This is a genomic window from Nocardioides sp. (assembly GCF_050246775.1).
In the GTDB taxonomy this organism is placed as follows: Bacteria; Actinomycetota; Actinomycetes; order Propionibacteriales; family Nocardioidaceae; genus Nocardioides.
The window spans coordinates 1,454,601-1,470,976 of the sequence record NZ_JBFWVK010000001.1 but is presented as its reverse complement, the minus strand read 5'-3'; the positions used below and the strand labels follow the sequence as shown (position 1 = coordinate 1,470,976).

Below are 16,376 nucleotides of genomic sequence, written 5' to 3'. Positions count from 1 at the left end.
TGACAACCTCCACCGTGCGCACGCATGCGGGAGGCGCGTGCGCATCTGGTGACACCGGTCCAGGTTCCCCCGGCCGGACTGACCCGCCGGGGAAACCTGCAGCCGATCTCACTGGAAGCGCTGGAAGGTCGTCTGGTAGTCGTCGATCCAGCCGCTGAGGGGGCTGTCGCTGCCGAAGTCGGCGGTGTTGGTGAAGACCTCCAGGGTGTGTCGCCCTGGCCCGACCTTGGTGCAGAACTGTGCGGCGTGCATGCCCCAGTTGTCGTCGCTGGCCAGTGCCATCACGTCGCCCACGGCGGTGTAGGGCTGGATGTTCACGCCGTCGAGCTTCACCTCGATGCCCATCCAGTCGTCCGACTCGGCGTTGTACAGGCGCGTCTCCCCGGAGAAGGTGACCACGACGGTGTCCTTGCCGACGCGGGGCCCGGCGAAGTTGAGCTTGGCGCCCGGGATGGCAAGGTCGCCGGTCTCGCCGAAGGTGAAGGGGGTGTTGACGCTGCGGGTGCGCACGTTCACGCTCGGGCCACCGTCGCAGCGGTGGACCCTCGGTGCTGTTTCGGCCCCGGCGCCGGGGGCGGCCTGGGGGTTCCCGCCACCGGATGCCAGGGCGAGGCCCCCGGTGGAGGCGACGATGGCGGCGGCGCCGGCGGCGATCAGGATCTTCTTCATGATGACTCCTTGGATGTGGCCCACCCCGATGGTGGGCCGGTGAGAAGAGGACCCCTGGGCGTGGTGTCGGATACCGCTGATAGACAGGCCCCATGACGAGCACCGTGCGTGAGCGCGCCGAGGCCCACCTCCAGGCTCTGGTCGGGCGCCCGGACGCGGTGCTGCGCGACGACCAGTGGACCGCTATCGAGGCGCTGGCCATCGGCAAGCGGCGCGCGCTGGTCGTCCAGCGCACCGGATGGGGCAAGTCGGCGGTCTACTTCGTGGCCACCCTCCTGCTCCGGGAGTACGGCGCTGGGCCGACGGTGATCATCTCGCCGCTCCTGGCGCTGATGCGCAACCAGATCGAGGCCGCCGAGCGGGCCGGGATCCGCGCGGTCACGATCAACTCGACCAACATCGAGGACTGGGACCGCATCCACGACTCGATCAATGCGGGTGAGATCGACGTCCTCCTGGTCAGCCCGGAGCGGCTCAACAACCCGGGTTTCCGTGACCAGGTGCTGCCGCGTCTGGCGGCCACGGCCGGGCTCCTGGTGATCGACGAGGCGCACTGCATCTCCGACTGGGGGCACGACTTCCGTCCTGACTACCGCCGGATCCGCACGATGCTCGCCGAGCTGCCTGATGGGATCCCGGTGCTCGCCACCACGGCGACGGCCAACGCCCGGGTGACAGCGGACGTCGCCGAACAGCTGGGCAGCGACGTCCTGGTGCTGCGAGGTGAGCTCGACCGGGAGTCGCTGCAGCTCGGTGTCGTGCAGCTCAAGACCGCGGAGCAACGCCTGGCCTGGCTCGCCGATCACCTCGGCGACTTCGACGGGAGCGGGATCATCTACTGCCTGACCGTGGCCGCCACCCAGGAGATCGCGCAGCACCTGCGCAGCGCCGGCCACACCGTGGCCGCCTACTCCGGGCAGACCGACCCCACCGAGCGTGAGGCCCTGGAGCGCGACCTCGCGGCTGGGCGGGTCAAGGCGCTGGTGGCCACCAGTGCGCTGGGGATGGGGTTCGACGCCACGCTCGGCTTCGTGGTCAACATGGGCGCTCCGCAGTCGCCGGTGGCCTACTACCAACAGGTCGGACGTGCCGGTCGCGGCACCGACCACGCGGTCGTCGTCCTGCTGCCGGCGCTCGAGGATCGCGACATCTGGAAGTACTTCGCCTCCCTCGGCTTCCCGCCCGAGGGCCAGGTGCGTCAGACGCTCTCGGTCCTTGCAGACCAGGGCCGTCCGGTGAGCACCGCGACCTTGGAGACCTTCGTCGACCTCAACCGGACACGACTGGAGTCCATGCTCAAGGTGCTCGACGTCGACGGCGCCGCCCGCCGGGTGCAGGGTGGCTGGGAGGCGACCGGCCAGGACTGGGCCTACGACGCGGAGCGCTACCGCCGGGTGGCCGAGGCTCGCGAGGTCGAGCAGCAGGCGATGCTGGACTACATCCGCACTGACCGCTGCCGGATGTGGTTCCTGCGCAACCAGCTCGACGACCCCGGTGCCGCCGAGTGCGGCCGCTGCGACAACTGCGGGGGGCTCGCCTTGTCGGCGACGGTGTCGCAGACAGCGGTGAGCGATGCGTCCGCGCAGCTGTCGCGACCCGGCGTGGTGCTGGGCCCGCGCAAGATGTGGCCCACCGCGTTGGCCAACCTGGGGATCGACCTCAAGGGCAAGATCGCTGACGCCGCCGAGGAAGGTCGGGCGGTGGCGCGACTGACCGACCTCGGCTACGGCCAGCACCTGCGAGAGCTCTTCCGCAGCGGCACTCCGGACGGCCCGGTGCCGTTGGCCCTCGTGCACGCGGTCATCGAGGTGCTCGGGGAGTGGCGGCCCGCCGTCGCGGGCATCGTGCACGTGGAGTCGCAGCGTCGCCCGGTTCTCGTCGCCGACTTCGCCGACGGGTTGTCGCGCTACCTCAAGGTGCCGGTGGTCGGCAGGTTCGCCATCGTCGACCCCGACGTGCTGCCGGACCAGGGTTCATCCAACTCCGCCCAACGGGTGGCCGCAGTGGGACGGCGTTACTCACTCGAGGGCGAGATCCCGCCAGGACCGGTGCTGCTGCTCGACGACCTGGTGGTCAGCGGCTGGACGATGACCCTGGCAGCGCGCGCTCTGCGACGCGCGGGCGCGAGCGCCGTGCTGCCTCTGGCGCTGGGGACCCAGACCTGAGGCACCCGCACGCCCCTGCGGTCAGTGCGTGAGCATCGCGGCGGGGTCGATGGTCTTGGCCAGCGGCCTGCGTGGCAGGAAGTACGCCGGGATGAGGCAGCAGGCCACCAGGATCGTGGCCACCACGAACACGAAGGCGAACGCGTCGGCCATGTCGAGCTGGGCCTGGGCGAACAGTTGCGGCAGCGTGTTCGGGTCGATGCCGAGCTTGACTGCGGCTGCCGCCACCGATGCGTCGTCGTCACTGCCGCCGGTGAGGGACATGATCCGGGTGAGCTGCCCGATCTGGGGGCTGGAGTTGAAGCCGTTGGTCAGGAGCACCGAGAACAGCGCCGTACCGATGGAGGCCGCGACCTGCTGGATGATGTTCATCAGCGTGGAGCCCCGCGCGATGCTGGCGTCGTTGAGGGTGGCCAGCGCGGCGCTCATGATCGGCATCATGGTGGAACCCATGCCGAGGCCCATGATGAACAGCGAGGTCAGCAGGTAGAGGTACGACGTGTCGGCGCTGATCTGGGTGAACATGGCCATTCCGGCGGTGATGGTCGCGATGCCGGTCATGACGATCTTGCCCGGTCCCATCCGGTCGGCGAGGACGCCGGCGATCGGCATGGTGACCATCGCGCCGACTCCCTGGGGCGCAAGGAGCACACCCGACTGCAAAGGACTCTCGAGGCGCACCTGCTGGAAGTAGAGCGGGAAGAGCAGGCTGGCGCCGAAGAAGGCGATGGCGAACAGTGACATGGCGAGCATGGCGACGGTCATGTTGCGGTCGCGGAACAGGCGCAGGTCCACGAGCGGGTGGATGTTGGCGGTGCGCAGCGCCCAGGGCACGAAGGAGGCGATCAGCAGGGTGCCGATGATGGCGGGCAGGAGGACCTTCGCGGTCCAGATGGTGCCGGCCTCGGGGATGGAGGAGACGCCGTACAGGAAGGCGGCCAGGCCTGGCGACAGCAGGATCATGCCCAGCCAGTCGAAGCTCTCCGACGGCCTGACGTTGTCGCCGGGCAGCACGATCCACGCGTAGACCAGGGCTGCGATCCCGATCGGCACGTTGATCAGGAAGATCCAGTGCCACGACGCCACATCGATCAGGTAGCCACCCAGGATCGGGCCGAAGATCGGGCCCAGCAACATCGGGATGCCCAGGACGGCCATGACGCGCCCGACCCGTTCGGGGCCGGCCGCGCGGGTCAGGATCGTCATGCCGAGCGGCATCAGCATGCCGCCGCCGAGGCCCTGCAGGACCCGGAAGCCCACCAGCATCTCCAGGCTGTTGGCGGTGGCACAGAGCGCTGAACCGGCGGCGAACAGGAGCACCGCGAGCAGGTAGAGCCGCTTGGTGCCGAACCGGTCGGCTGCCCAGCCGGTCAGGGGGATCACGCTGGCCAGGGCGAGCGTGTAGCCGGTCATCGTCCAGGCGACCTCGGCCGCGGTGGCGTCGAACTCGGTCTGGAAGGTGCGCAGCGCGACGGACACGACGGTGATGTCGAGGATCGACATGATCGCGCCGAGCACGACCACGCCGGCAACGATCAGGACGCCTTTGTCGAGCTTTTCGGAGGGCACCTGGTCGGACGGCGTCTGAGTGGGGTCATCAGAGAAGGACACCGGTCGACTCTAGTGAACCGATCCCGTGCAGTGCACACTCTTTTGTCGGGGTACGGCGCCTCAGACCATGAGGTTCGGCACGTCTGCCTCGGCGAAGCCAGGGAAGACCCGGGCCTTGTTGCTCACGCCGAAGCGGCTCTTGAGCACCGGCCAGAGCACGCTGCGGTAGTCCTGGGCCAAGGGGACGTCGTCGTCGTTGAGGTCGGCCTGGGCCAGACCCTTCCAGCCGCCGTGCACGTCGCCACCGTTGACGCCGGCACCGAGGAGCAGCATGGCGTTGCCGTAGCCGTGGTCGACGCCGTGGTCGCCGTTCTCCTTCACGCGGCGACCGAACTCGCTGATGGTGATGACGGTGACCCGCGAGGCGGCGGTGCCCAGGTCGTCGAAGAACGCCACCATCGAGCGCGCGAAGTGGTCCAGCTGGTCGTGCATCCAACCCGTGCTCGGGTCGTTGCCGCCGAGTCCGTTGTGCATGTCCCAGTTGCCGTAGTCGACGGTGATCACCTCGGTGCCGAGGTCGGCCTTGATCAGGGCGGCGGTGTTGGCGAGGACCGACTGCAGCTGCCCGGGCGGGTACGCCGCGGTGTGCACCGGGTTGGCCGGGTCGTTCTCGTCGAGCGCGGCACCCGCGGCCAGGTCGCCGAACATGTCGACCACGTCGAGGGTGCTGCGCACGCTGTTGCCGAGGCCGGACTTGTCGGAGTACCACATCTTGCGCAGTGCGGCCTTGCGCCGCTTGGCGTTGTTGCCCAGGTCGGCGACCTCGAGGTCGGAGAGCCGGTAGGCCCCTAAAGCGGGGGCCGGTCCGACCTGCGAGGTCGGCAGCAGCGAGGACCCCAGGTTGAACGAGGTCTGGGTGGTGGCGTCCTTGTCCAGGCCGACCATCCGGTTGATCCAGCCCACCCGGGCCGATGACCCGGGGTCGGCGTCCTCGATCACCTCCATGGCGTCGAAGTGGCTGCGGTTGGGCTGCGGCAGGCCGACGGCGTGTACGGCGCCGAACGTGCCGGCGTTCCACATCGGCATCAGGGGCGCGAACGCCGGGTGCAGGCCGAACCGGTTGTCGGTCGTGCTGCCCAGCAGTGAGGCCTCGGGCACGACGATGCCTTCGCGGTAGCCCGAGAGCAGCGCGTGGTCGGCACCGCGCGGCACCACCATGGAGAGTCCGTCGGAGCCGCCACGCAGGCTCATCACGACCAGGACGTTGCCGCCCTCGCCGGGCGTGCCGCCGTACGTGACCTGCCGGAAGGCCTCGCCGAACAGGCTGGCGCCGGCCATGCCGACGCCACCGGCGGCGGCCGCGGCGAGGAAGCTGCGTCGGGAGGTGGAGAACTCAGGGCAACCGCAGGGGGTCTTGTCGGTCATGATCGGCTCCTCACCGGTGCAGGTGGGTCGGCGAGTCAAGCAGGGACGAGACGATCAGGTCGACCGGGAACCACTGGTTGACCTCGTCGTCGGTGAGCCGGTGGCCTCGCGAGAAGCCCAGCTGCTGGGCGATGCCCTTGCGGATGCCGAGGCTCGGGGTCTGCCCGAGCACCACCTGGCCGATGTGGGTGATCACGTGGTCCACGGTGGCCGGCAGTGGTGGCATCCAGGCCGCGTCCGAGCGCCACGCCGCCTGGTGGTGGTCGGCCGAGGGCCACCAGCCCGCGGTGACGCTGCGGTGCGTGTCGAAACTGCTCAGGATCCGCCCGGCGCTGCTCCAGGAGCGGTTGTCCTGCGGGAACCCGTTGGGCGCCGGCCACTCGTACGGCGCCTGGCCGAGCTCGCGGTACTGCCAGTACATCGCGTTGGCGAACGACCAGTCGTCCTTGGGCTTGCCCATCTGGATGCCCAGCGAGCGGACCGTGGCGACGTAGTCCTCGGACGGCGTGCGCACCTTCAGGCCCGCGGAGCGAGCGAACTCGGGGTGGTCGATCAGGGCCCGCAGGGTGGGTCGGATCGAGGTGTTGCTGTTGAGGTAGGCACGCGCCACCGTGTTGACCAGGCCGGCCGAGGGGGTGTCGCTGACGAACTTCACGCACAGGCGGCGCGCGATCCGCCGGGCTGTGGCGGGGTGGTGGGCCAGGTACTTCAGGTAGGCCTGCGTCGCCGCGCGCCCGTCCTTGTTGTTGTTGGGGTGGTGGAACCCCATGATCCGCAGCGGCTTGGCGTTGTAGTGCACCTCGGGGTCGTAGTAGGCCCGGAACGAGGGCCAGTAGAGGTCGACCCGGTAGCCGGTCAGCATCTTGGCCGAGCTCTTGACGTCCTTCTCGCTGTAACCGGCATCGACACCGACCGTGTGCAGCTCGAGGAGCTCTCGGCCGAGGTTCTCGTTGGGGTTGTCCTTGGTGGACACGGCGTTGTCGAGGAACAGCCCCATCGCCGGGTGGGTCGTCGAGTGCAGGAGCAGCTGGGTGAAGCTGGACAGGGCGTACTTGCGGATCATCCGGTCGTAGGAGACGCGGTAGAAGTACGCCGAGTCGTCCATCAGCGGCACGTGCAGCAGGTTGGACCAGAAGTCGACCATCTGCTCGAGGAGCTGGTGGCGGCTGTAGATGCGCCGGCACATCGTCCACTTGCTGAGGTCGGCCATGACCTCCCAGGCGACCCCGCCGTCGAAGATCTGCTTCGGGGTCTGCTTGAGGCTGGGGAACCAGCGATCGATCTGACGGCCCTTGGGGTCGGCGATGCGGGTCGGGTAGAGCTGCTTCTCGAACCAGTCGCGACCGCCGCCGACGGCTTTGACCTGGGTGGCCAGCTGAGGGGTCAGTCCGCCGCTGAACCGGCGGGCGATGTGGCGAGACGGCCCACCGAGGACGACGGGCGTCACAGCGGCGCGCAGGAGTTCGCCCTCGCCCTTGGACGCCGGGCCGGTGACCTTGCTGGTGGGACGGCCGTCGGGCTGCTTGAGCCGCTTGCCGGCGTACCTGTTCTGGATCTTCGTCTCGGACACGCGAGCGCTCCCGATGTCTGGGGGATTCGCACCATGCAGGCCGTCCCCCGACCAGAGCCCGATGCGATAGCACCCGACCCTAGTGCTGATCAGGGGGGTCGCGCACGGTTTTGGGGCGATCCGGCGGCCGGTGACTGTCGGTTGGGCTTGCTAGCGTGACGCTGTGCCCGACCTCCCCGCAACAGCCCAGGCCGACGTCCCTCCCGCCCGGGACTGGTGGAAGTCAGCGGTGGTCTACCAGATCTATCCGCGCAGCTTCGCCGACTCCGACGGCGACGGCGTCGGTGACCTGGGCGGCATCCTCAGCCGGCTCGACCACCTCCAGCGGCTCGGCGTGGACGTGATCTGGCTCAGTCCCGTCTACCGCTCGCCCATGGACGACAACGGTTACGACATCAGCGACTACCAGGACATCGACCCGCTCTTCGGCACGCTGGCGCAGTTCGACGACCTTCTCGCCGCGGCCCACGAGCGTGGCATCAGGATCGTGATGGACCTGGTGGTCAACCACACCAGCGACGAGCACGCGTGGTTCCTCGACTCCCGGGCGAGTGCCGACAGCCCGCGCCGCGACTGGTACTGGTGGCGTCCGCCCCGGCCGGGGCACGTCGGCGGGCAACCCGGGGCGGAGCCGACGAACTGGGTGTCGTTGTTCTCCGGTCCGGCGTGGCAGTGGGACGAGACCACCGGCGCCTACTACCTCCACCTCTTCAGCCCGAAGCAACCGGATCTCAACTGGGAGAACCCCGAGCTTCGCGAGGCCGTCTACGCGATGATGCGCTGGTGGCTCGATCGCGGGGTCGACGGCTTCCGCATGGACGTCATCAACATGATCTCCAAGCGCGAGCTCGTCGACACCCCGGGCGGTGATCCCGCCCCCGCGGCGTTCAACGGGCCGCGACTCCACGAGTTCCTGGCCGAGATGCACCGCGAGGTCTTCGCCGGGCGCCCGCCCGGCCTGCTCACGGTGGGTGAGATGCCCAGCAGCACCGTCGAGCAGGCGCGGCTCCACACCGACCCGGCCCGCACCGAGCTCGACATGATCTTCCAGTTCGAGCACGTCGATCTCGACTCCGGCCCCGGGGGGAAGTGGGATGTGGTGCCGCTTCGCCTGAGCCGGCTCAAGGCCTGCCTGGGCCGCTGGCAGGAGGGCCTGGCCGAGGTCGGCTGGAACAGCCTCTACTGGGGCAACCATGACCAGCCACGGGCGGTGAGCCGCTTCGGTGACGACTCACCGCACCACCGGGTGCGCTCGGCCACGGCCCTGGCGACCGTGCTCCACCTGCACCGCGGCACGCCGTACATCTATCAGGGCGACGAGCTGGGCATGACCAACGCCCACTTCGCGACCATCGACGATTTCCGCGACATCGAGGCGCTCAACCACTACCGCACCGCGGTGGCCGCCGGGGCCGATCCGGTGGCCGTCCTGGACGCGCTGCGGCGCAAGGGGCGCGACAACGCCCGCACGCCGATGCAGTGGGACGCGTCGCCGGGGGCCGGGTTCAGCTCCGGCGACCCGTGGATCGAGGTCAATGCCAACCACGTCGAGATCAACGCCGCCGACCAGGTCGACGACCCGGACTCGGTCTTCGCCCACCACCAGCGCCTGATCGCGCTGCGCCACGAGGAGCCGGTCGTCGCGCACGGTGACTTCACGATGTTGCTGCCCGAGCACGAGCAGCTCTACGTGTTCACCAGATCCCTCGGGGGGCGCGAGCTGCTCGTGGCGGCCAACCTCTCCTCCGAGCAGCGGGTCCCCGTGGATGTCCCGGCCGAGTGGGCGCGTGCCGAGCTGGTGCTCACCAATGTCCCGTCCGCAGCGCGGCCGAGCCAGCCGGACGACGCCGACGAGGCCGCAGCGGCGTTGGTGCTGGGCCCATGGGAGGCCCGGATCTACCGCCGATGAGCTTCGTCCCGATCACCGGCACCGCGACGTTCAGGCTCGCCGACCCGCCCCGGGAGAGCGCTGTCGACTTCACCGATGACGGCCGGGCCGTCACGCTGCCGATCCGCGGCGCGCTGCCGGTGCTGTCCAAGGCCCAGGCCGACGACTCCAGCCACCCGTCGGTCGCTCTGCTGTCGGGTGCGGCCCTGTTGGGCCTGCGGTTGGTAGCGGCCGGCCGGATCGAGCCCGGACCGGGTGCCTGGGTGGTGCGGCTCGACGAGGCCGAGGAGGACCGCATCGCGATGCTGGCCAAGGCGCGGGCGTGGGGCGATCTGGACGCCATCGAGGCCGAGCACCTCGTGCGCTCGGTGATCGCCGCCGTCGTGGACGCCGTGCCCCGCCGTCCTCCGAGCGAGCAGGTCCGCCGCGAGCCTCGTCCCCACTTCACGACCCGCCTGCAGCGGCTGGTCGAGGAGCGCCGCATCCAGGTGCCCGACGACCGACCGCAGCTGGTGACGCTGTCGCTGCGCGTGGAGGCGGACGAGCAGGAGCTCAGCGAAGGGTCGTGCCGACTGGTGCTGCAGGCCCACGACGAGCGCAACCCGCTGCATGTCTGCGATGCCGCCCTGCTGTGGACCGAGTCGGGTCCGTCGTCCAGCCACGGATTCGGGGACCGGGCCCGCACCCATGCCACCATCGCCCTGCGGGCTGCCGCCGACGCCTGGCCGGTGCTCGACCGGCTGCTCGAGGAGCGGGTGCCGGACACCCTGCACCTCGACGGCGACGAGCTGACCAGCCTCCTCGAGGACGGCGTGGCCGGGCTCGAGGCGGCCGGCGTACCGGTGCTCTGGCCGCGAGCGCTCAACCGCGAACTGACCGCACGCACCGTGCTGAGTCCCCGCAAGGACGACAACCCGTTGATGACCGGGTTGTTCGGTCCCGATGCGATGTTCTCCTTCAAGTGGGAGCTCGCCCTGCACGGCGAGACCTTGACGACAGAGGAGATGGACCAGCTGGCCCAGGCGGCCACCCCGATCATCAAGCTTCGGGACAACTGGATGGTCGTGGACCCGCGGATGGCCCGGCGCGCCCGCAAGCGGCTGATCCGCGACGTGAAGCCGATCCAGGCACTGGCCGCGACCCTCACCGGAGTGGTGAGCGTCGAGGACCAGGACGTCCCGGTGGTCGTCGGAGCCACCCTGGAGAAGGTCCGTGCGAGCCTGGTCGGTGCTGCCACCCGGGAGCCCGTGCCCACGCCGACCGGCCTCGAGGCGACCCTGCGTGACTACCAGCGCCACGGGCTCACCTGGCTGGCACAGCTGACCTCGCTCGGACTGGGTGCCTGCCTGGCCGACGACATGGGACTGGGCAAGACGGTGACCCTGATCGCGCTGCACCTGCACCGGGTCGAGGCAGGTCAGACCGGTCCCACGTTGGTGGTCTGTCCGGCCTCCCTGCTGGGCAACTGGGAGGCCGAGATCCGGCGGTTCGCGCCGGGCGTGGGCGTGCGGCGCTTCCACGGCGGGGTGCGTGACCTGAGTGGTCTCGACACGGCCGGCACCCACGGCGGGTTCGTGCTCACCACCTACGGCACCATGCGCCTGGACCACGAGGCCCTGGCGGCGGTGCCGTGGGACCTGGTGGTGGCTGACGAGGCCCAACACGTCAAGAACCCGCAGTCCTCGACGGCGCGCACGCTGCGCCGCATCCCGTCCAGCGCCCGGGTGGCGCTCACCGGCACTCCGGTCGAGAACAACCTGACCGAGCTCTGGGCGATCCTCGACTGGGCCACCCCCGGGCTGCTCGGCAGTCGCAACGCCTTCCGCAAGGTGTGGGCAGCGCCCATCGAGTCCGGCGTCGACAGCGCAGTCGCTCGCCGGTTCGCCGACCTGATCGGTCCCTTCCTGCTGCGTCGTCGCAAGTCCGATCCCGGGATCGCCCCCGAGCTGCCTGCGAAGACCGAGACCGATCACCTCATCGGGCTCACGAAGGAACAGGTCGTCCTCTACGAGGCGCTCGTGCGCGACTCCATGGAGCGCATCGAACGTGCCGATCCCGAGACCAGGCGCGGGCTCGTCCTCAAACTGCTCACCGGCCTGAAGCAGATCTGCAACCACCCGGCCCACTACCTCAAGCAGGTGAACCCGCGGCTCACCAACCGCTCGGAGAAGTTCGACCTGCTCGACGAGGTGCTCGGCACCGTCCTCGCCGAGGACGGCGCCGTGCTGATCTTCACCCAGTACGTCGCCATGGCTCGGCTGCTGGAGGCACACCTGTCCGCGATCGGGGTGCCGCACCAGTTCCTGCACGGTGGCACCCCGATCCGGGGTCGCGAAGCGCAGGTGGCCAGGTTCCAACGTGGAGAGGTCCCGGTCTTCCTGCTCTCCCTCAAGGCCGGCGGGACCGGCCTCAACCTGACCGCGGCCGATCACGTGATCCACTTCGACCGGTGGTGGAATCCAGCCGTCGAGGAACAGGCCACCGACCGCGCCTACCGGATCGGACAGACCAGGCCGGTCCAGGTGCACCGGTTGGTCACCCAGGGCACCATCGAGGAGAAGATCGCCGAGCTGCTGGCCCGCAAGCGCGCCATCGCCGACTCGGTCCTGGCCAACGGCGAGACCGCCCTGACCGAGCTCGGCAACGACGAGCTGCGCGACCTTGTCACGTTGCGACGGGTGGAGTGATGGGCGCGGCCTCGGACGCCGGCATCACCTACCCCCGCTTCCAGCCCCGCGCTCGGGCCGCGCGCGCCACGAGCTGGTGGGGCAAGGCCTGGGTGCGCGCCACCGAGGAGTCCGCCTACGGCGAGGGCGACCTGCGGCGCTCCCGCTCTGATGCGAGGGCCGGACTCGTCGGTGGCATCACCATCGAGTCCGGCTCGTTCTTCGCTGCCGTGCGTCACGGCGACGACACCTGGTCACCGCGCATCGACCTGCCTGTGCTCGATCCCGTCCAGCGGGCGGCCTTCGTGGAGGTAGTGGCCTCCCGGTCCGGGCGGATCGCGGTGTTGCTCGCGGGGGGACTGCCCCATGACCTGGTCGAGGACGCCGAGGAGTCCGGGGTCGAGCTGCTGCCCTACGGAGGGGAGTTCGACGCCTCGTGCCCGTGCGACGCGTGGACCCAGCCCTGCGTCCACGCGCTCGCGGTCCTGCACCAGTGTGCCTGGCTCATCGATGACGATCCGTTCGTGCTGTTGAGCCTGCGCGGACTCTCGCGCGAGGAGTTGCTGGCGGCGCTGCATGCCCGGGAGGACCAGGCCGGGCGCGATCCGGAGGTCGACGAGCTCGACACGGCGTACGACGCGGCAGTCCGTGCGCAGCGGCTGATCGACGACCTGGACGCCAGCCCCGACGTATAACGGGCCGTTTCCTTACGCTTCAGGGCTTTCAGAACTGGGGCCGTTGGACGCTTTTCAAGCCGGTCCAGGAGGCGCTAACGTGCCAGCACTCAGCCGCTCCGGCAGAGGTGGGGAGGCTCAGATGTCGTCACAGGTGGCCGGATCGACCGTGGCCGTGCAGACAGTCGTCCGCAAGCTCGGGCTCGGGGCCATCATCGGCATCATCTTCTTCTCCGTCTCCGGCGGGCCCTACGGGCTCGAGGACGTCGTCGGCTACTCGGGCGCGGGGATGGCGATCTTCCTGATCATCATCACGCCCCTGATCTACAGCCTGCCCATCGCCTTGATGGTGGCCGAGCTGGCGACCCTGATGCCGGTGTCCGGCGGCTACTACCAGTGGGTCAAGGAGGGCATGGGCCCGTTCTGGGGCTTCCAGGCCGCCTGGTGGGCGTGGGTGGCCAGCTGGTTCGACCTGGCGATCTATCCGGTGCTGTTCACCGAGTTCAGTGCCTACTTCTTCCCGGGCCTGGAGACCACAACGTTCGCCCTGGGCCCGGTCGACCTGTCGCTGAAGTGGATCGTCGGGGTGATCTTCATCTGGATCTTCGCCGGCATGAACATGCTGGGATCCTCGATCGTCGGCGACTCCTCCAAGGCCTTCCTGGTCATCGTGCTGCTGCCGTTCCTGCTCGTCCTGGTCCTCGGCCTGTTCCAGATGGACTACAACCCGGGCACCCCGTTCGTGCCGGAGGGCCTCTCGACGATGGAGGCCTTCGGGGCCGGCTTGTTCGTGATCATGTGGAACTACGCGGGCTGGGACGGCCTGAGCACAGTGGCCGGCGACATCGACAACCCGCGCAAGAACTACCCGAAGGCGCTGGCGATCACGATCCCGATGATCACGTTGATCTACCTGCTGCCCACCGTGGTCTCCATCGCTGCGGTGGGCACCGAGGACGTGGAGTGGACCGCTGGTGCGTTCACGCTCGTGGCGGAGAGCATCGGGGGGCGCTGGCTCGGCCTCCTGCTCGCCTTCGGTGCCGTGGTGTCGGCTATCGGCCTGTTCTCCGCCTGGCTGCTGAGCTATTCACGCATCCCGTTCGCGTTGGCCAACGACGGCTACCTGCCGCCGTCGCTGGCCAAGCTGCACCCCACCCGCGGCACGCCGATCAACACCATCGTCATCGCAGCCATCATCTGCTCGTTGGTCACCCTGTTGCCCTTCGGACAGCTGGCCGCGCTGTCCGTGCTGGTCGGCGGCTGTGTGCTGATGCTCGAGTTCGTCACCCTGATCGTGATGCGACGCCGCTTCCCCCACCTCGAGCGTCCCTTCAAGGTGCCCGGAGGTGCGGCCGGGCCCTGGGTGATCCTGGTGCTTCCGGCCACCGTCATCTCCATCGCCGTCTACTACACCGTGCTGGAGTCAGGGTTCCTGGCCGGAGTCGGCTACGCCGTGGGAGGCCTCCTGACCGGAGTGATCGCCTACCTCGCCCTGAGCCCCGCCAAACGTCGCAGCGGCATCGACAAACGAGTGAACTTCGAGACCGGGGAGCTGACCGGATGAACGCCAACGCCCGACCCAAGGACTGGGACGACGAAGTCGTCCTGCCAGACGTGAGCACTCCCAAGCGGGTGCTGATCGCCTTCGACGGATCCCACAACTCCGAGCGCGCCCTCGCCTGGGGCGCCTACGTGGGGGCCCGTGCCGAGATGGAGATCGTGGTCGTGGTCGCCTACGAACAGCCGATGACGATGCGTGGGCGAGGTGCTGTCTACGTCGAGGAGGTCCGTGACGAGCTCGAGACCGAGGCGCTCGCGCTCGCCACGGAGGCGGTGGAGCTGCTCAAGGGCCGCAACCTCAACGCCCGTGGCGTCGTGGTCAAGGGCGAGATCGCCGGCGCCATCCTCGACGTCGTGGAGCAGCAGGACTGCGAGCTGGTGATCATCGGCCGCCAGGGCATCTCCTCGGAGCTGGGCGGAGCCACGTCCGCCATGGACCGGGTCCGCAACATGCTGCAGGGCGGCATCTCCCACAAGGTCGGCAGGCACTGCACCGTCCCGGTGTTGATGGTGCCGTGATGGCGACCGCGTTCTCCCGCCGACGGCTGCTGCAGGGGGCGGGTCTGGTCGGCACGGCGGGCCTGCTCAACCTGGGCGTGGGCGCCTGCTCGACCGCCGCCGAGAAGCGGATCAGCTTCCTGAACTGGCAGGACTACGTGGACCCCGCGCTGCTCACCCGCTTCACCAAGGCGACCGGGCTGGCGGTCGGCTACGAGACCTACGAGAGCAACGACGAGCTGGAGAAGCGCCTGCTCTCGGCTGCCGTCACCCGCAAGGGCGGGCGCAAGACGACCTCGTTCGACCTGGTGGTGCCTAGCGAGAACCTCTTCACCACCCTCATGGAGGGTGACCTCCTGCAGAAGTTCGACTCCGCCGTCGTGACGTCGGCCCTGCTCGACAACCTCGAGCCGGAGCTGCGCTCGGTCGGGGGGGACTACGCGGTGCCGTGGGCCACCGGCACCACTGGGATCGGCTACGACACCACCGTGTTCACCGAACCGCCCACGTGGGAGGTGTTCCTGGACGCGACCTACGCCGGGAAGATGTCGTTGCTCAACGAGCAGCGAGAAGCCTTCGCCGCAGCACTGTTCTCCTTGGGTGAGGACATCAATACCACCGATCCAGCGGTCATCGACGCCGCCGAGACCCAGCTGGAGAGGTTCCTGGTCCAGGCAGAGCTGAACTCCTCCACCTACCTCGACGATCTCGCCGACGGGAAGCTCGTCGTGGCCCAGGGCTTCAACACCGATGTCCTGCAGGCCGCCGTACGCAATCGCGACCTTGCCTTCACCGTCCCCGAGCAGGGTGGGACCACGTGGGTCGACCTCCTGTGCATCCCGGTCGACGCCCCGAACCCGGAGGGGGCCAACAAGATGATCGCCTTCTACCTCGACCCGGCCAACTCGGCCGACAACGCGGCCTTCAACCTGGTGGACACCGGCAACGTGGCTGCCCGTGAGTCGGTGCCGGCAGAGGTGCTGGCCGACCCGGCCGTGTTCCCCACGGCGGCGGTCGCAGCCACCCTCGTCCCGATCAAGGACCTGGACAGCACGGCCACCGACCTCTACGGGCAGGCCTGGGAGCGACTCACGAAGAACTGATGCCCAGCGCCCGGGTGGCCATCTCCTGGAGCAGGACACGCATCTCGGCGGTCGGCAGGAACGCGCTGTGGGGCGTGGAGTTCAGCAGTCCGAAGGTGGCATGCACCCTGGCCTGGGCCTGCCGGACGCCGAGTCCCGGCTCGAGCTCGCGCAGCTCACCTGCCCACAGATCGACGTACTCCCGCTGGAGGCTGCGCACCCGCTCCCGGGCGGTGTCGGGCAGTGAGGACCAGTCTCGATCCTGCACCACGATCAACGGCTTGTTCGCCAGCGCGAAGGACACGTGCCAGTCGATCAGTCCAGGGAGGCCCTCGCCTTCCTGGAGCCGTTGGCGCCCCACCCGCAGCAGTTCCTCGGAGATGGAGACCAGCATCTCGGCCAGCATCGCGTCCTTGGACTCGAAGTGCTTGTAGAGCGCCGGGCCGCTGATTCCACACGCCGTGCCGAGATCCACCACCGAGACACCATGGAAGCCCTTGGCCGCGAACAGCTGGGCCGCGGTTGCCAGGATCTGCTCGCGGCGGGAGAGTGCCATGGGGCACAGACTAGCGGTTGTGGTTAATGATCGATAACATCGCTAGTTAGTGATCATTAACCTAGGAGGATG

12 protein-coding genes are annotated in these 16,376 nt (G+C 69.0%); 7 read left to right on the top strand and 5 right to left on the bottom strand.

Features of this window, described 5'->3' with window-relative positions; translation table 11 throughout:
• Window positions 1-108 precede the first annotated feature (108 nt).
• Window positions 109-669 (bottom strand): hypothetical protein, encoded by a 561-nt coding sequence (locus AB7I40_RS06950; protein ID WP_428346262.1) that lies wholly within the window; start codon window positions 667-669, stop codon window positions 109-111.
• Window positions 670-761: 92 nt separating this feature from the next.
• On the opposite strand from AB7I40_RS06950, the gene AB7I40_RS06945 reads away from it, so the two are divergent.
• Window positions 762-2,834 carry a RecQ family ATP-dependent DNA helicase gene (locus tag AB7I40_RS06945; RefSeq protein ID WP_428346261.1) on the top strand — a complete coding sequence of 691 codons (2,073 nt, stop codon included), beginning with the start codon at window positions 762-764 and terminating at the stop codon, window positions 2,832-2,834.
• Window positions 2,835-2,855: 21 nt separating this feature from the next.
• Here the strand turns inward: AB7I40_RS06945 and AB7I40_RS06940 are convergent, their stop codons facing one another.
• Genes AB7I40_RS06940 through AB7I40_RS06930 form a run of 3 tightly spaced genes read right to left on the bottom strand, consistent with a single transcriptional unit; the run spans window position 2,856 to window position 7,380 of the window.
• On the bottom strand, window positions 2,856-4,445 hold the full coding sequence (locus AB7I40_RS06940; RefSeq protein ID WP_428346260.1) for a DHA2 family efflux MFS transporter permease subunit: 1,590 nt from the start codon (window positions 4,443-4,445) through the stop codon (window positions 2,856-2,858).
• A 60-nt stretch (window positions 4,446-4,505) separates the two neighbouring features.
• Window positions 4,506-5,810, bottom strand: a complete 1,305-nt coding sequence (locus AB7I40_RS06935; protein ID WP_428346259.1) for a DUF1501 domain-containing protein — start codon at window positions 5,808-5,810, stop codon at window positions 4,506-4,508.
• 10 nt (window positions 5,811-5,820) lie between these two features.
• A complete protein-coding gene (locus AB7I40_RS06930) occupies window positions 5,821-7,380 on the bottom strand; it encodes a DUF1800 domain-containing protein (protein WP_428346258.1) in 1,560 nt (519 codons plus the stop codon).
• Window positions 7,381-7,543: 163 nt separating this feature from the next.
• On the opposite strand from AB7I40_RS06930, the gene AB7I40_RS06925 reads away from it, so the two are divergent.
• The 6 genes from AB7I40_RS06925 to AB7I40_RS06900 all read left to right on the top strand — a co-directional run bounded on the left by AB7I40_RS06925 (window position 7,544) and on the right by AB7I40_RS06900 (window position 15,769).
• Window positions 7,544-9,289: an alpha-glucosidase gene (locus tag AB7I40_RS06925; RefSeq protein ID WP_428346257.1), complete on the top strand. Its 1,746-nt coding sequence runs from the start codon at window positions 7,544-7,546 to the stop codon at window positions 9,287-9,289.
• Window positions 9,286-11,955: a DEAD/DEAH box helicase gene (locus tag AB7I40_RS06920; RefSeq protein WP_428346256.1), complete on the top strand. Its 2,670-nt coding sequence runs from the start codon at window positions 9,286-9,288 to the stop codon at window positions 11,953-11,955. Before AB7I40_RS06925 ends, AB7I40_RS06920 begins: the two co-directional genes overlap by 4 nt.
• A complete protein-coding gene (locus AB7I40_RS06915; protein ID WP_428346255.1) occupies window positions 11,955-12,629 on the top strand; it encodes a hypothetical protein in 675 nt (224 codons plus the stop codon). Before AB7I40_RS06920 ends, AB7I40_RS06915 begins: the two co-directional genes overlap by 1 nt.
• Window positions 12,630-12,750: 121 nt before the next feature.
• A complete protein-coding gene (locus AB7I40_RS06910; protein WP_428346254.1) occupies window positions 12,751-14,172 on the top strand; it encodes an APC family permease in 1,422 nt (473 codons plus the stop codon).
• The gene (locus AB7I40_RS06905) at window positions 14,169-14,687 is read left to right on the top strand and encodes a universal stress protein (protein ID WP_428346253.1); all 519 of its coding nucleotides are present in this window, start codon (window positions 14,169-14,171) and stop codon (window positions 14,685-14,687) included. The genes AB7I40_RS06910 and AB7I40_RS06905 overlap by 4 nt, the downstream gene beginning before the upstream one ends.
• Window positions 14,687-15,769, top strand: coding sequence for an ABC transporter substrate-binding protein (locus AB7I40_RS06900; RefSeq protein WP_428346252.1), 1,083 nt, complete (start codon window positions 14,687-14,689; stop codon window positions 15,767-15,769). Before AB7I40_RS06905 ends, AB7I40_RS06900 begins: the two co-directional genes overlap by 1 nt.
• Here AB7I40_RS06900 and AB7I40_RS06895 read toward each other — a convergent pair.
• Window positions 15,756-16,304, bottom strand: a complete 549-nt coding sequence (locus tag AB7I40_RS06895) for a TetR/AcrR family transcriptional regulator (protein ID WP_428346251.1) — start codon at window positions 16,302-16,304, stop codon at window positions 15,756-15,758. The two genes, AB7I40_RS06900 and AB7I40_RS06895, sit on opposite strands and share 14 nt — an antisense overlap.
• Between the last annotated feature and the right edge of the window lie 72 nt (window positions 16,305-16,376).

What these genes read in the sequence shown, in the direction of transcription:
- AB7I40_RS06950 (WP_428346262.1), bottom strand. Translation starts at nt 669, where the DNA reads ATGAAGAAGATCCTGATCGCCGCCGGCGCCGCCGCCATCGTCGCCTCC.
- AB7I40_RS06945 (WP_428346261.1), top strand. Translation starts at nt 762, where the DNA reads ATGACGAGCACCGTGCGTGAGCGCGCCGAGGCCCACCTCCAGGCTCTG.
- AB7I40_RS06935 (WP_428346259.1), bottom strand. Translation starts at nt 5,810, where the DNA reads ATGACCGACAAGACCCCCTGCGGTTGCCCTGAGTTCTCCACCTCCCGA.
- AB7I40_RS06920 (WP_428346256.1), top strand. Translation starts at nt 9,286, where the DNA reads ATGAGCTTCGTCCCGATCACCGGCACCGCGACGTTCAGGCTCGCCGAC.
- AB7I40_RS06915 (WP_428346255.1), top strand. Translation starts at nt 11,955, where the DNA reads ATGGGCGCGGCCTCGGACGCCGGCATCACCTACCCCCGCTTCCAGCCC.
- AB7I40_RS06910 (WP_428346254.1), top strand. Translation starts at nt 12,751, where the DNA reads ATGTCGTCACAGGTGGCCGGATCGACCGTGGCCGTGCAGACAGTCGTC.
- AB7I40_RS06905 (WP_428346253.1), top strand. Translation starts at nt 14,169, where the DNA reads ATGAACGCCAACGCCCGACCCAAGGACTGGGACGACGAAGTCGTCCTG.
- AB7I40_RS06900 (WP_428346252.1), top strand. Translation starts at nt 14,687, where the DNA reads ATGGCGACCGCGTTCTCCCGCCGACGGCTGCTGCAGGGGGCGGGTCTG.
- AB7I40_RS06895 (WP_428346251.1), bottom strand. Translation starts at nt 16,304, where the DNA reads ATGGCACTCTCCCGCCGCGAGCAGATCCTGGCAACCGCGGCCCAGCTG.